The organism is Lentibacillus populi, assembly GCA_014642895.1.
Classification (GTDB): domain Bacteria; phylum Bacillota; class Bacilli; order Bacillales; family Amphibacillaceae; genus Lentibacillus_C; species Lentibacillus_C populi.
In genome coordinates, this window is sequence record BMJD01000069.1 from 1 (window position 1) to 13,800 (window position 13,800).

16 protein-coding genes are annotated in these 13,800 nt (G+C 39.3%); 2 read left to right on the forward strand and 14 right to left on the reverse strand.

Annotated features, from left to right (window positions below; all coding sequences use genetic code 11):
• The first annotated feature begins 138 nt into the window (after nt 1-138).
• Nucleotides 139-420 carry an acylphosphatase gene (locus tag IEX12_RS21815; RefSeq protein WP_088050394.1) on the forward strand — a complete coding sequence of 94 codons (282 nt, stop codon included), beginning with the start codon at nt 139-141 and terminating at the stop codon, nt 418-420.
• Between the two features lie 47 nt (nt 421-467).
• On the opposite strand, the gene IEX12_RS21820 is transcribed toward IEX12_RS21815, so the two are convergent.
• Nucleotides 468-707: a DUF362 domain-containing protein gene (locus IEX12_RS21820; RefSeq protein ID WP_088050395.1), complete on the reverse strand. Its 240-nt coding sequence runs from the start codon at nt 705-707 to the stop codon at nt 468-470.
• A 176-nt stretch (nt 708-883) separates the two neighbouring features.
• Between IEX12_RS21820 and IEX12_RS21825 the strand changes: the two genes are divergently transcribed.
• Nucleotides 884-2,074 (forward strand): M14 family metallopeptidase, encoded by a 1,191-nt coding sequence (locus IEX12_RS21825; RefSeq protein WP_102415181.1) that lies wholly within the window; start codon nt 884-886, stop codon nt 2,072-2,074.
• Here the strand turns inward: IEX12_RS21825 and IEX12_RS21830 are convergent.
• The 13 genes from IEX12_RS21830 to IEX12_RS21890 form a co-directional block, all read right to left on the reverse strand.
• Nucleotides 2,069-2,620, reverse strand: a complete 552-nt coding sequence (locus tag IEX12_RS21830; RefSeq protein WP_102415180.1) for a histidine phosphatase family protein — start codon at nt 2,618-2,620, stop codon at nt 2,069-2,071. The two genes, IEX12_RS21825 and IEX12_RS21830, sit on opposite strands and share 6 nt — an antisense overlap.
• Before the next feature lie 204 nt (nt 2,621-2,824).
• A complete protein-coding gene (locus tag IEX12_RS21835; protein ID WP_088050398.1) occupies nt 2,825-3,031 on the reverse strand; it encodes a DUF6501 family protein in 207 nt (68 codons plus the stop codon).
• Between the two features lie 50 nt (nt 3,032-3,081).
• Nucleotides 3,082-4,041, reverse strand: a complete 960-nt coding sequence (gene msrB / locus IEX12_RS21840) for a peptide-methionine (R)-S-oxide reductase MsrB (protein ID WP_102415179.1) — start codon at nt 4,039-4,041, stop codon at nt 3,082-3,084.
• 80 nt (nt 4,042-4,121) lie between these two features.
• On the reverse strand, nt 4,122-4,637 hold the full coding sequence (vrrA, locus tag IEX12_RS21845; protein WP_159457770.1) for a VrrA/YqfQ family protein: 516 nt from the start codon (nt 4,635-4,637) through the stop codon (nt 4,122-4,124).
• Between the two features lie 584 nt (nt 4,638-5,221).
• Nucleotides 5,222-8,365: an SbcC/MukB-like Walker B domain-containing protein gene (locus tag IEX12_RS21850; RefSeq protein ID WP_088050401.1), complete on the reverse strand. Its 3,144-nt coding sequence runs from the start codon at nt 8,363-8,365 to the stop codon at nt 5,222-5,224.
• A gap of 1 nt (nt 8,366) precedes the next feature.
• A complete protein-coding gene (locus IEX12_RS21855; RefSeq protein WP_088050402.1) occupies nt 8,367-9,518 on the reverse strand; it encodes an exonuclease SbcCD subunit D in 1,152 nt (383 codons plus the stop codon).
• Nucleotides 9,519-9,631: 113 nt separating this feature from the next.
• Entirely contained in the window at nt 9,632-9,850 is a 219-nt protein-coding gene (locus IEX12_RS21860) for a YozE family protein (protein ID WP_088050994.1), read from the reverse strand.
• A gap of 12 nt (nt 9,851-9,862) precedes the next feature.
• A complete protein-coding gene (gene tatC / locus IEX12_RS21865) occupies nt 9,863-10,630 on the reverse strand; it encodes a twin-arginine translocase subunit TatC (RefSeq protein WP_188725899.1) in 768 nt (255 codons plus the stop codon).
• 134 nt (nt 10,631-10,764) lie between these two features.
• Nucleotides 10,765-10,941, reverse strand: coding sequence for a twin-arginine translocase TatA/TatE family subunit (locus IEX12_RS21870; RefSeq protein WP_088050404.1), 177 nt, complete (start codon nt 10,939-10,941; stop codon nt 10,765-10,767).
• Between the two features lie 21 nt (nt 10,942-10,962).
• Nucleotides 10,963-11,169 (reverse strand): twin-arginine translocase TatA/TatE family subunit, encoded by a 207-nt coding sequence (locus IEX12_RS21875; protein ID WP_102415176.1) that lies wholly within the window; start codon nt 11,167-11,169, stop codon nt 10,963-10,965.
• Nucleotides 11,170-11,466: 297 nt separating this feature from the next.
• Entirely contained in the window at nt 11,467-12,066 is a 600-nt protein-coding gene (gene mobA / locus IEX12_RS21880; RefSeq protein ID WP_286171340.1) for a molybdenum cofactor guanylyltransferase, read from the reverse strand.
• Nucleotides 12,067-12,072: 6 nt separating this feature from the next.
• A complete protein-coding gene (locus IEX12_RS21885) occupies nt 12,073-12,564 on the reverse strand; it encodes a dihydrofolate reductase (RefSeq protein ID WP_088050407.1) in 492 nt (163 codons plus the stop codon).
• A 17-nt stretch (nt 12,565-12,581) separates the two neighbouring features.
• Nucleotides 12,582-13,541 carry a thymidylate synthase gene (locus tag IEX12_RS21890; protein ID WP_088050408.1) on the reverse strand — a complete coding sequence of 320 codons (960 nt, stop codon included), beginning with the start codon at nt 13,539-13,541 and terminating at the stop codon, nt 12,582-12,584.
• Nucleotides 13,542-13,800: the final 259 nt, after the last annotated feature.

Consider the following 13,800-nt stretch of genomic DNA (forward strand, 5'->3'; position numbering starts at 1 on the left):
TAAGACGTCTTAGGAATCCCCTAAGATGCAATGGTCTGTGAAACAGGAAGCCCTACCTTCAAGCATTCCGAAAGGATGATAAGGTGGGGTCATTCACTGTAAGGTAAAATAACATATAGGAATAGATTATTTAAGGGGATGTCTTGGTTGCAAGCACATATTATTGTTAGTGGACGTGTACAAGGTGTAGGATTCCGTTACGCGGCACGCCAAGCGGCATTGGAGCATAATTTGGTTGGTTGGGTACAAAATAAAGCGGACGGTACAGTTGAGTTGGAAATTGCCGGAAAGGAAACAGATGTCAATCGTTTTCTGGCAAAACTTAAATCCGGCTTTAACCGCTTTATTCGTGTAGATGACCTGCAGGTAGAAACGTCTCAGTCTGCCACAAATGATTTTGATGGGTTTACGATTAGATAACATTTTATTAAAAAAAGCCGCTACATAAAAGTAGTGGCTTTTATTCCTTATCGGTCTTCATAAAATTGCCGGTTTAACGCGATATATTCATTTTCTTCCTCTGGTACCTCATCCTCCATGTATATTGCTTCAACCGGACATACCGCTTCACATGCTCCACAGTCAATACAGATATCAGGGTCAATATAAAACATATCTTTACCTTCTTCTATACAATCAACGGGGCATACTTCTACACACTCCCCTGATTTTTCATTTTTACAAGGTGATGTAATGACAAAAGCCAAGCAAGTCCCCTCCCTTCACTCGTTCCGAATATATGTACAAATCATCTTAATTAAAATTTGTATATTAATATACTACCTAACAACCTTGCTTCTTTCAAGGTATACGTAAAAAAATTCATGTTTTGCTTCAGGCAATCATATTGTGTAGTAACCGTTTTTTGAGGAGTGGAAGCAAAATGGAAGTAACCGTTCGGAATAAAGATTCACTTTGGTATTTTAGCCAGTTATTTGATATACCGTTCGTACTCATTGAAAAATCAAATCCGAAACTAGATGCAAAGCAACTAAATGCTGGACAAACCATTCAGATTCCAGGTTACATTTTAAGCGAATACATCATAAATAAAGAGGATACATTATGGAAGATTGCTATCCGCCACAATATTCCAATGGATGCCCTGACTCTCGTAAATCCATTCGTTAACCACTATAGTATACAAGCAGGGCAGCAAATTTTCATACCGGAACGGGTAAATGATCTTATTGTAACGGATGTTGATCATTATACGTATGAAGAAATGATAAAAGCGATTAATCAGCTCATCAAAGTTTATCCCTTTATCACCGCTCAATCAATTGGCCAATCAGTAATGGGAAAAGATTTAATTGAGCTGCAAATTGGCATGGGAGACAAGCACGTCCATGTGAATGGATCATTCCATGCAAATGAATGGATAACATCAGCCGTTATCATGAATTTTTTGAATCAGTACGCGTTATCGCTTACAAATAATCAGTCTATCAATGGAATCTATCTGCTTTCACTGTACATTGATTCAAGTTTATCCATTGTGCCGATGGTTAATCCGGATGGAGTAAATCTTGTGTTAAATGGGTTGGATGCAGCAGGTTCTTTTCATGATGAAGTACAAATACTAAATCATCCAGAGGAAGACTTTTCAAACTGGAAAGCAAATATTAGGGGAGTCGATTTAAATAAACAATATCCGGCATTATGGGAAAAAGAAGCGAACCGAAAAACGAAATCACCTGGACCGAGAGACTATCCAGGACAGCATCCGTTGTCAGAACCGGAAGCTATTGCAATGGCTGATTTAGCTAAAACAGAAAATTTCTCACGGGTACTTGCTATTCATACACAGGGAAAGGAAATATATTGGGGGTTTAAAAATTTTGAACCGGCTATCTCGGCGATTATGGTGGAAGAATTTGTTCGTGTAAGCGGATATGCTGCAATTAAAAACCTGGATAATTATGCAGGCTTTAAAGACTGGTTTATCCAGGAATTTGGAAGGCCTGGTTTTACAATTGAATTAGGGAGCGGGGTTAACCCGCTGCCGATTAAACAATTTCCTGCTATCTATCAGGAGAGCTTGGCGATTCTGCTTGCAAGTCTCTACTTATAGATCCCACAAACATTCAATCTTTTTCAAACCATTATCAAGGGTTATAACAAACACATCCGGATTTCTCAGCCTTTTCCAATGGTCGAATCCAAACGTGTTATCGTAATACTTTAAGAGTAATGTAATCAAGTTTCCATGACTGACAATAATAATATTCGATAACGCATTATCAGAATAGAGGCTTTCCAAAACAGAATTAGCACGGCGTATACAATCGTTGCCCGATTCTCCGCCAGGTAAAGCAAAGTCAAGATCGATAAATGATTGTTCCAACACATCCAGCCAATCATCAATTGGTTCTTCACTTAATATTCGTTCCCTTAAGTTTTCGTTCACTTCAATCCGGGAATTGATCTGTTCTGCATATGGTTTGATGCTCTCAATTGCACGTAAATAAGGACTTGAAATAATTTTATCAAATTCAATGTTTTGTCTTGCAAAAAAGGTTGAAAGCTGGCGAGCTTGTCTTATCCCTTCCTTGGTTAATGGCGAATCCTTATGTTGCCCAACAGCTGAACAATGACGAACCAAAAATATTTTTTTCAATACAATTCAGTCCCTTGTATGGCATATGATGTTGCAGCTTAGCTTTGTGAAAAACAAAATATGGAATAATTAAAAATTATAAATCAATTATAGCATTCATGCTAAAGATAGAAAAGGTTTTTATCTCAATCCTTGACAAAAAGTTACATGATTATTCAAAAATATTTTAACCATCTTTTAAAAAAATAACAGGGCTATTCCCTGTTATTTGATCTCCGTAAAATACGTTTTTAAATATCCGCCAATACGCTCACTGTTATCAATAATAAAATAAAATTCATCGGTTTCATTTTTTACATCGTACACTTTTCCAGGTGTTAATTTGTTATGGACGATAAATTTTTTTGCATCTGCATGGACACATTTAATTTGTTTGATTGTGTCGCTGTTTTCCCAATTTAAATGGATCATTTCTTTCCACTCCGTTACTTTTAGTTTACATAATTAAATTACCGTTAACTTCACTCAAATAAATATAAATAGCTTTGGTAGCCTTCCTCTGCCATTTTTTCTTTTGGAATAAAGCGCATGGCAGCAGAATTCATACAGTAACGCAGTCCTCCATGCTCTTTTGGACCATCATTGAAAACATGTCCTAAATGTGAATCTGCCTCCCTGCTTCTTACTTCCGTACGGATCATACCATGTGAAGTATCGGTGTTTTCTTTCACCTGATAATTGTCAACGGGTTTGGTAAAGCTTGGCCAGCCACAGCCCGCATCAAATTTGTCCTTGGATGAAAACAATACCTTGCCAGAAACGATATCGACGTATATTCCCTCTTTTTCATTATCCCAGTATTCATTCTGAAATGGTGTTTCCGTTCCATTTTCCTGGGTAACATTGTATTGAATTGGTGTTAATTGTTCTTTTAGTTTACTTTTATCATACGATTTTTTCCAGTTTTCTTCGATAAAATCAGCTCTTCCTGACCCCTTTTTGTACAATTTATAGTGAAAGGAATTGGTTTTATAATAATTCTGATGCTCGTCCTCGGCTGGATAAAAAGATTTAGCGGGAAGAATCTTTGTGACAATTGGCTTGTTAAATTTCCCGCTATCTGCTAACTTTTGCTTAGCGTCCTCAGCGATTTCTTTTTGCTTTTCATTATGATAAAAAATCGCTGTTTGATAGGACTCTCCCCGATCATTGAATTGTCCACCGGGATCGGTTGGATCGATTTGCTGCCAAAAAGTTTCAACCAGTTGCTGATAAGGCATAATTGCCGGGTCAAATGTAATTTGCACTGCTTCTACATGACCAGTTGTGTGGGAGCATACTTCCTCATATGTTGGATTTTCTGTTTCCCCGCCTGTATAACCAGACACTACTTTTATAATACCTGGTCGCTCATCAAACGGTTCTACCATGCACCAAAAGCATCCACCAGCAAATGTAGCAATTTCTTCATTAGCTGCCATTTTGTAACCTCCATTTTGCAATGTTTGCTTCCATTTTTTCGTCTTTTTGGGAAAAAAGCAAGTTATGTGACTTGAACAGATCAGATGAACAACATTGGTTTGGACTCGCCATCTTTCATATTCGTTTTAGGTTGTGTCGATGGTTGTTGTTTTTCATTTTTATCATTGCCGGAATCTTCTTTTTTACTACTGGTATCTTGTTCTTTTGGCGGATCCTCGGTACTTTCTTCTGGTTCATCCTCTGTATCTTTAAGTGCCTTCATCATGCGAAACATCGCTGGGATATTTTTTACCATCGGACCATACTGCTGGACAACTGGAGCTGTTGACTGGACCATTTTTAATACCTGCTGTACATTATTTAAGGTGTTGGTAAGACCACCTCCAGCTTGTGTTGGCAGGGCAGCCCCTCCTTGCTGCAGGTTTTGTGGTTGGAGAAACCGGCCAAGCATGTTTTGCATAAAATTGCCACTCGGAGCACCGTTTATACCCCGACTTGGAAACATTGGATTACCAGGCATTCGCTGCATCGGACCTGGTCGCATTGGCATTTGGCCAGACGGGAAGTTGGTTGGACGCTGAAATGGGAATACCATGTTTATCCCTCTTTTCGTTATCATTGTCTAGATTATTGTACGTAGCTATATGTAAAGGGTGTAGGCAAAAAGGAAAAGGTCTTTATAAACAAAAGCGGAAGCGCCCGGTTAGCGGCGTATGGACTGGACTGAGCCGTAGGAGATAAAGGAAACACGGTGAGCTGGAAGCGAACCGATGTTGACTTATCGTACGGAGGCGGGTGTTGTCCACTAGCCGCTGGGCGCTGGAGCTGGACGTGGCACACTTTGCTGCGAACTAAATAGAGTTCAAATTTTTATACTTTCTTTAGGATCAATAAAGACCTTTCAGAAGTAGTCTAACCAATGACCTCAGATGCAATAATCGATCCAATGGCACCTGGTAAAATAATCCCCAACAAAATAACAGATAACATGGTATCCCCTCTTTCGTAGCTTATACCTTTATTATAATCCAACCCTTTCCTTTATGGGGCTTCCAAATTTGACGAAATTCTGAAATATGATAGGAAATAAGCAAGTTAGTATTTCCCGGGCAACCGCAAAATGCAACAAGTTTTCAAGGTTTCCTATCATTTTTTGCCGAATAATAACGAACAATGATGCTAGAGTTTCACAATGGATTTGCTAATTTCATGTTGCCCAAATGAAAAGGCTAGTTTTGAACCTTGGTGTGATGGTGTAATTAGCAATTTAGCGTGAATCTCGCTTTTTAACTGTGGAACATGGGAAATGATTCCGAGTAATCGGTTGCTCTCCTGTAAATCTTTTAGACAATCGATCGCCTGTTGCAAGGAAATTTCATCCAGCGTTCCAAATCCTTCATCGATAAATAACGTATCTAATTGCACACCACCTGCATGTGCCTGTACTACATCCGCTAATCCTAATGCCAGACATAGTGCCGCTTTAAATCCTTCCCCTCCTGACAGTGTTTTGACAGACCGCTTTTGGCCAGTATGGTGGTCGAGCACTTCCAAATCCAGCCCGCTTTGCGCACCTCGTTTTGCCACTTGACCGCTGCGCATTAGCTGGTAACGGTGATCCGTCATGCGGTCAAGCCGAACATTTGCCTGCAGTAATATTTCATCCAAAAAGGAAGCAAGGACATATCGTTCGAACGAAAGCTTTAAATGATTGTTCCCATTTGCCAGTTCGGCTAATTCTCCAACTGAATAATATTCGTTTGCCAACTGTTTTTGCTGATCAAATTGGTTGGCTACATTCTGTTCCGTTTGTATGTCGTTTTGTTGTTTTAATTCAAGCGCGTACATCTTGTCACTTATTTGCTGGAATTCTGCCTGTTTACGATCAACTTGCGCTTCTAACGTCTCAATGTCTTGTCTAGGCTGTTCGTTTATTTGCCTTGCCAACTCATCAAGGCGATAGCGTATCTGTTCTCTCCTGGTCTCATGAGCAGTGAGTTGATTTTCCATTTTCTGTTGTTCGTCCGGAGTAAGCTTTGCCTCCTGATACGATTCTATAGTGGAGAATCCATTCCTATATACCGCATTGGTAAATACGTTATATTGCTCGTCAAAATTTTGCTTCGTGTTGTTTGTAAATAATTGCTGTTGGTCCAAAATGGTTATTTCTTTTTGCAAACGATCATGGGACTGCTGATACTGCTCGCGAATCTTTTCCCAACGTAATAACTCCTGCTCTAAAACAGCCTTCATTTGCTCTATTTGGTTTCTAAAATTTGCAGCATCATTGATCGTTTCCGGTAACTGCTTGGCCAATTCTTCCAGTTTGGCCTCTACCTTTACCGCTTTATTTGCAGTGCTTTGGTAGGTCTCTGACAATTGATCAAACGTTTGTTTAAATTTTTGTTGGTCATTTTTATACTGTATCCGCTGCTTTTTTAATGCTTCCAGTATAGTTAGCTGTCTGGCTAGATTGTCTTTATCATTTTGCAAATTTGACAGAATTTTTCTCCAGTTGTTAATTGCATGCTGAATAGTATTTTGTTCAAGCTCTGTCAAATCGTTACCTAATGAATCAAAAAGCTTTTGCACTTGAGCGCGTTGACTTTGTCCCTCTGATTTACATACTAAAACCTTCTCTTGAAAAGCCACGTATTCCTGTTCATTTTGCTGAAGTTCTGATTTGAGCTGTTCCAGTTCATTTTCACTTACTGCTGTTTCATGTGCACGAGCTTTTTCAGGATGTTCCAATGATCCGCAGACAGGGCACGCCTTCCCATCCTCTAGATGATGTGCCATTAACGTAGCATATTGCTTTTTCTGCTCTTCTTCCTTACAATTGCACCGATCCCGCAATTGTTCGAGACGAGACTTTCGCTTATCGAGTTCTCGCTGCATCACTTGATAGTTTTTCCGTAATTCTACCAGTCTATTATTTTCAGTAAACAAGCTTTCCAGTTGATTGACTTTTTCTTTTCCCTTCTCAAGCTCTTCCCGCTTCAGATAAAATGTTTTCGTCATTTCCTGTTCATCATTTAACTTTATTTCTATTTTTTCAATCTCGTTTTCCAGCTGCTTTATCTTCGTTTCGACTCTATCACGTTGTGCTTTGTACTTGTCCTTGGCCGCATTTATTTGCTGTGCTTCCCTTTGCAATGTCAAGAAACTCGTTACCTGTTCTAATTGAACTTTGGCCTGTTTGACTGATTCTTTCAGTTTCTCTCGTTCTGGTTCCCGATCAGCTGCTTCTTTGTAGGCTACCTCAGTTTCCGTAAATTCTTTTTCCAGCTGATTTATTTTTGCCTGCTGTTTTGCTAATTTTTCTTTTTGCTCCTGCCATTCCTTTTTACGGGCATTGCTTTGATTTTCAAACGGAATAATTTCCTGTGCTGCTTTTGCCAAATTCAGTCGCTCTTTTTGCTTTATGATACCTGGTAAACGTTCCTGTAATGCTGCTTGTTCTTTCTTCAGTTTTTCCTGTTCCACATATTTTTCTTCCAGTGACTTTCCTTCGTGCAGTTTTTGCTGGGCCTGTTTCAACGCTTCTTGCTGTAGTGCTTTTTTTCGTGCCAGCTCGTCAAGCTGTTTCTTCGTATAGGCGATTTCCGCCTGGATTTTCTCCGTAACTACTTCCATGGAGTCTGCTTCCTCAATTTGTTCATACTGCCAGCTGATTTTCGTTATTTCCTGTTCCATCATCCGGTCTAACTCACTAATTTTTTCCTTTAGGGATTTTGCTTCTGCTTTTAACGCATCGGTCATTCTCTCATAAAAATAAGTTCGGAAAATCTTTTGCAGAATCACTTCACGTTCTTTGCTATTTTCCGAGATTAATTTACGAAATTCACCTTGTGGGATTAACACCATTTTTCGGAATTGCTCATAATCAAAGCCTAGTCTTTCCTCCAGTGTTTCATTGACTTCTTTTATTCGGGATGTAATTAATACACTGTTTCCGTCAACAATTTCATAAAGTACCGCTTTAGCTGGTTCTTCCGTGTATCCGTCTCCCCGATCTTTTTTACGAGGCTGCTTTGGACTTCGAATAACTTCATAGACTTTTTGCTTCAGGGAAAAACGGAATTGTACTTCGGTTGGTTCAGCCATTTTGGCAAAATGACTGCGCAGTGAATCCTGGTCACGGTCAGAACCACTTGCCCGGCCGTATAATGCGTAGCAAATCGCATCAAAAATCGTTGTCTTTCCAGCACCTGTTGGGCCTGTTATTAAAAAAATAGACTCGTTTCCCAGTTCGCGAAAGTCTACTGCCTGGTTTTCCAAATAAGGGCCGAATGCAGTAAGACATAGTTTAATCGCACGCATCTTACTCCCCTCTCTCGTCTTTTAGTAATTGGGTAACAATTTTTTCGACATATTGTTTCCGTTCCGCTGTTATCGGTGCTCCTTTTATCTCTTCAAAAAAGGATGAAAATAATTCGCTATGTGACTTTGATTGCTGCTGTCTGATTTGCTGTAAATCCCCTAAACTGGCAGATCTGGCCAGTCCCTTACGTTCAAGTCGAAGGATATTCGGGTAAATGCTCCGCAGCTTATTCATTGGATCGATAATTTCTCCTTCATCAAGTAACCGGATATGTAAAAAGTCATCCGTATTCTCCACCGGGTAATCCATTAACTCCTGGAAATATCCCTCAACTACTTTCATATCATGTTTTGGGATTAAGGGGATCAATCGCAAATCACAATGTCCCGTTTCATTCATTTCTACAATGGTAACTGATTTATTGTGATTTGCTTCAGAAAAGGAATATTTTAAGATCGACCCGCTATAACGAATCGTATCCCTTGTTATGCGCTGTGCCTGATGCAAATGGCCAAACGCAACGTAAGAAAAATCGCTGAACAGTGATGCATCAATATAGGGGCTTCCACCAACCATAGACAACCTTTCTTCTGATTCTGACTCCATTCCACCAGCCAAAAAAGCATGTCCAATAAACAGATGACGCTCTTTCATGTCGTTGTTTTGTTTAATATGATCGATGATTGCTTCCATTGCCGTATGATGGGATGTAATTTCTTCGTTATCAAAAAATGACCGAACCTCTGCAGGCTCCACGTATGGAATTAAATGAAAATGTACTGGACCAAATTCATCATGAATCGTAATTGGCATGAGCGGTGCTGATAATTTCGTTTCAATATACAATTGCTGTGACCGGAACAACTGATTGCCAAATTCAAGCCTGTCAGGGCTATCGTGATTTCCAGCAATCGCCAGCACCGGGATGTTGCAATCAATAATCAAAGTGGTTAACATTTTATTTAGCAGTTCAACAGCTTCCTTTGGCGGTACAGCCCGATCGTATAAATCACCCGCAATAATCAGACAATCTGGTTGTTCTTCTTTCACAATTTCCATTAATTGATTTAGTACATAATCTTGTTCTTCTGTCATATGCACACTGTTAACAATCTTACCTAAATGCCAGTCTGCTGTATGTAAGAGCTTCACTTCATCATCCCCTTATGAGTACGTGTTAAAAAGTCGCCAAATTGGCTGGTGACTTTGAACTCCTCTATTAGTTCCATTTTAACAAAAAAACTCCGGATCTGCTCCAGAGTTTTTCATTCTTCATCACGTTTATATAGATCCCATACTTCATCAAACACCATCAGCGCATTTGGGAATGGACTATTCCATTCCAGGTAGCTTGAAATTTCTCCATAATCTATTGCATGTTTTGGAAAATCATGATCATAAAACATCCAATCAGCGAGTCTGCTCCTGTTGTCAGGTTGTTTTTTCCCCCGGTATGTCATCATATAATGGTAAAATGAGCGCAACATATATCACCCCTATTCAAAGCTGTCCTGTTCCATGAATTCCTGATGCTTTTTCAGCTTTTTCCTGTATACGATCCGGGAGAGAGAAATACTTATTTCATATAGAATGATTAGTGGGATTGCCACAACAATTTGCAGCACAAAGTCTGGTGGCGTGACAATTGCCCCGATAATAATTAATACAAAATAGGCGTATTTTCGTGTTTTTCGCATAAAATCGGGTGTGAGAATTCCAAGACTGGTTAAGAACATAGCAATAATCGGAATTTCAAAAAGGATCGCAAATGGTATTGTTACACGCAGCAAAAATTTAAAATATTTGTCAACGGTAAAAAGCTCATTGAACATCCCGTCATTTAATGATAGCAAAAACGGTAAAATAAGCTTAATAAAAATAATGTAGCCAAATGCCAGTCCACCAATAAATAATAGAAAGACCGCCGGAATATAGGCAGCAGACGCTTTTCGCTCAGCAGGGGTTAACCCCGGTTTGACAAAGAGCCAAATTTGCAAAAATAAAATAGGAATGGTTCCAATAACTGCAACTAACCCGGCCATGGTAAAATAAACCCAGATAATTTCCCCGGGGCTGATGACATTTAACGTGAATTCCAAATCATTCACAAAAAAACCGTAGATATCTTTCACATAAACAAAGCCAAGGATAAAAAACAGCACAAAAAATACCGCAGTTACGATAAGTCTATTTCTTAACTCGGATAAATGTCCGGTAATATTCATTTCCTTTTCATTTTCAGTTTGTTGTTGATCTTCAGACATTGCCTTACACTCCTCCCGGTTAGTAGCACAAAAGTGCAAGCGCCTAGCACATAAATTTCAATATTTACCTAGACTAGCACAAAAGAAGATGTAAGGTTATTGCCCTTACACCTTCTCGGAATCCATCACTGGTATTATTTGTTGCTATCCTTTTTATCATCATCAGAGACAATATCTTTTGTAGCATTTTTAAATTCTTTTAGTGAATTCCCAAATGCCTTGCCAATTTCGGGAAGCTTGGAAGGACCAAATATGACTAATGCAACGATCAGAATTAAAATTAACCCTGGAATACCGATATTGCTAAACATAATGTATCACTCCGAATGATTTTATTTGCTTTCTTTGCCATCAATAATTTCTTTTGCTTCCTTTACTTCATCCGTAACATCACTTGTCAGGTCACGTGCCGAATTTTTGAATTCCTTTAATGTATGACCAGCTGCTTTACCGATTTCCGGCAGTTTTTTAGGACCAAAAATGACTAATGCAATGATTAAAATTAAAATCAATCCTGGAAATCCTATATTTGCAAACATATGTACACCTCTTTGTCATTAATTATAAAGCCAACGCAATTGACTTGGAATTATTTTTTAAAAGATAAGAAAGTATATAAATTTAGGCTCTGTTCTGCTATCAGCAGGATAAGCCACGTCCGGCTCCAGCGTCCAGCGACTATTGGACTTCCCTCACCTCCGTACGATAAGTCAACATCGGTTCGCTTCCAGCTCACCGTGTTTCCTTTATCTCCTGCGGTTCAGTCCAGTCCATACGCCGCTAATCGGGCGCTTGCGCCTTTGTTCTAAAAATACATCTCTTATAGCCTACATATTTTAACATAAATTCCTTTTCCAAGACAACTTAGCTTGTTCGTATTGTGCCGGATTATTCATATTAAAGAAATGTTTTGTTCGTACATAAGCCGGAATTGTGCCAAATTCATGAATATAGTTGACACGGATATCGTCAACTATACTTAGTACTTTTCGATTATCGTTATCCAAATGCCGCTGGATTACCGGCAATACGGATCTCCTGTATATTCCCGCAAGCGGCTGGAGCTGATTTTCATATATCGGAATAACGGCATCGTAATCGTTTAAATGCTCTTGCAGATACGAGTAAACCCGCCGATTGATAAACGGCATGTCACAGGCAGTAACGAAATAAACGTCTGCCTGATGATGGTACAATGCTGTCTCAAGCCCCGCTAAAGGGCCTTTGTCAAAATACCTGTCTGCCACAAGTGGTAAATCAAGAAATGTATACACAGAAGGCTCGTTTGTGACAACAATAACCTTATCACTAATCAATGTCAATTCGTTTGCAATATGCTCAATTACCGGTTTATCATTTAATGGTAGTAATGACTTGTTTTCTCCCATTCTTGATGACTTACCGCCCGAAAGAATGACACCACAGCTGTTCATCATACCGCCTTACCTTCGATCATATTGTAAAAAGTAATAATCATAAGGATTTTTTTCATCCTTCTCCCCTTTTATTTTTGATGTAAGCGACCATTCGTCCATTGTGAAAATAGGAAAATGTGTGTCGCCAGCAAATGAAGCATCAATAAATGTAATATACATACGATCAGCGTGGTTTATGAGCTGTTCAAAAATTGCACCGCCACCAATCACAAAAAACTCTTCATCTGGGTTTGCTTCGTTCCACCTTTCGACTGCTTCCAGATCATGAATGACATGAACGCTATCGGGGAATTGCTGTTCATCCTTTTTTGTAATAACGACATTTTTCCTGTTCGGCAGTGCCTTGCCAATGGAATCGTACGTTTTTCTTCCCATAATAATGGTATGACCGGTTGTTAATTCTTTAAAAAACCGCAAGTCGTTCGGTAAATGCCAAGGTAAATCTCCTTCTGAACCAATAACTTGATTTTGGCTCATGGCAAAGAGAAGTGAAATCAACGTAAATTCCTCCTTATTTATACAGCTATTGGCGCTTTAATAGCTGGATGTGGATGGTAGTCCACAATTTCAAAATCCGTTATTTCAAAGTCAAATATTGTTTCTTTTTCCGGATTCAGGTTTAGTTTAGGAAATGCCCTTGGTTCCCGCTCCAGCTGAATGTTTACTTGTTCGATGTGATTGGCATATATATGTGCATCCCCTAAAGTATGAATAAACTCACCGACATTCAGGTTACATTCATGTGCAATTAAACGTGTTAACAGCGCGTAGCTTGCGATATTAAACGGAACACCTAAAAAGATATCTGCACTGCGCTGATACAATTGACAGGAAAGCTTCCCATCGGCAACATAAAACTGGAATAACGTATGACATGGTGGCAGCGCCATGTTGGATGGTACGTCCTCCGGGTTCCAGGCAGTAACAATGTGGCGGCGGGAATCCGGGTTTGTACGTATCGAATCAATGACGTTTTTTAATTGATCGATCGTTTCGTTCTTTGACGTTTTCCATGCACGCCATTGTTTACCGTAAACCGAACCAAGATCACCATATGTTGCAGCAAATGTGTCATCATGAAGGATTTTCTCTTTAAATATAGTCATCTGTTCCTGATACCGCGCATTAAAATCCGGATCCCACTGCGAGCGATTACCGAAATCCGTCATGTCTGGTCCCTCATAATCCGGGCTCTCTACCCATTTTTTAAATGCCCATTCATTCCAGATGTTATTTTTATGTTTAACTAAATAGCGAATATTAGTGTCTCCTTTAATAAACCAAAGCAGTTCACTTGCTACTAAACGAAACGGAACCTTTTTTGTCGTTAAAAGTGGAAAGCTTTTGCTTAAATCAAACCGCATTTGATGGCCGAACACCGAATATGTTCCAGTGTTTGTACGATCCTCTTTCTTAGCTCCATTTTTGAGAACAGTTTTACATAAGTCCAGGTATGCTTGTTCATCCTTCAGCATTATTTCAACCCCCGTGTTTTGTGGTAATTTGGTTCATAAAGTGAAACTTCATTCAGTGAGGGTTTCCTCCCCACGACAAATCAGGAATTTACGGGCTTGTTTACCTCTCCTTCAAGTTTACTGACACTTAGAGATGGGGTATTACAGCCCGTTAATCTCGTGAGATAAGAAACCAACATGGCTCCGCATTCGCGCAGCCACCATCTATGATGAAAAAGAATTTCTAGCCTGGATAGGAGGTATATCACATTCATTTATT

Coding starts and splice junctions, on each gene's coding strand:
- IEX12_RS21815 (WP_088050394.1), top strand. CDS start 139: ATGTCTTGGTTGCAAGCACATATTATTGTTAGTGGACGTGTACAAGGT.
- IEX12_RS21825 (WP_102415181.1), top strand. CDS start 884: ATGGAAGTAACCGTTCGGAATAAAGATTCACTTTGGTATTTTAGCCAG.
- IEX12_RS21835 (WP_088050398.1), bottom strand. CDS start 3,031: ATGATCCATTTAAATTGGGAAAACAGCGACACAATCAAACAAATTAAA.
- msrB (WP_102415179.1), bottom strand. CDS start 4,041: ATGGCAGCTAATGAAGAAATTGCTACATTTGCTGGTGGATGCTTTTGG.
- vrrA (WP_159457770.1), bottom strand. CDS start 4,637: ATGGTATTCCCATTTCAGCGTCCAACCAACTTCCCGTCTGGCCAAATG.
- IEX12_RS21850 (WP_088050401.1), bottom strand. CDS start 8,365: ATGCGTGCGATTAAACTATGTCTTACTGCATTCGGCCCTTATTTGGAA.
- tatC (WP_188725899.1), bottom strand. CDS start 10,630: ATGTCTGAAGATCAACAACAAACTGAAAATGAAAAGGAAATGAATATT.
- IEX12_RS21870 (WP_088050404.1), bottom strand. CDS start 10,941: ATGTTTAGCAATATCGGTATTCCAGGGTTAATTTTAATTCTGATCGTT.
- IEX12_RS21875 (WP_102415176.1), bottom strand. CDS start 11,169: ATGTTTGCAAATATAGGATTTCCAGGATTGATTTTAATTTTAATCATT.
- mobA (WP_286171340.1), bottom strand. CDS start 12,066: ATGATGAACAGCTGTGGTGTCATTCTTTCGGGCGGTAAGTCATCAAGA.
- IEX12_RS21890 (WP_088050408.1), bottom strand. CDS start 13,541: ATGCTGAAGGATGAACAAGCATACCTGGACTTATGTAAAACTGTTCTC.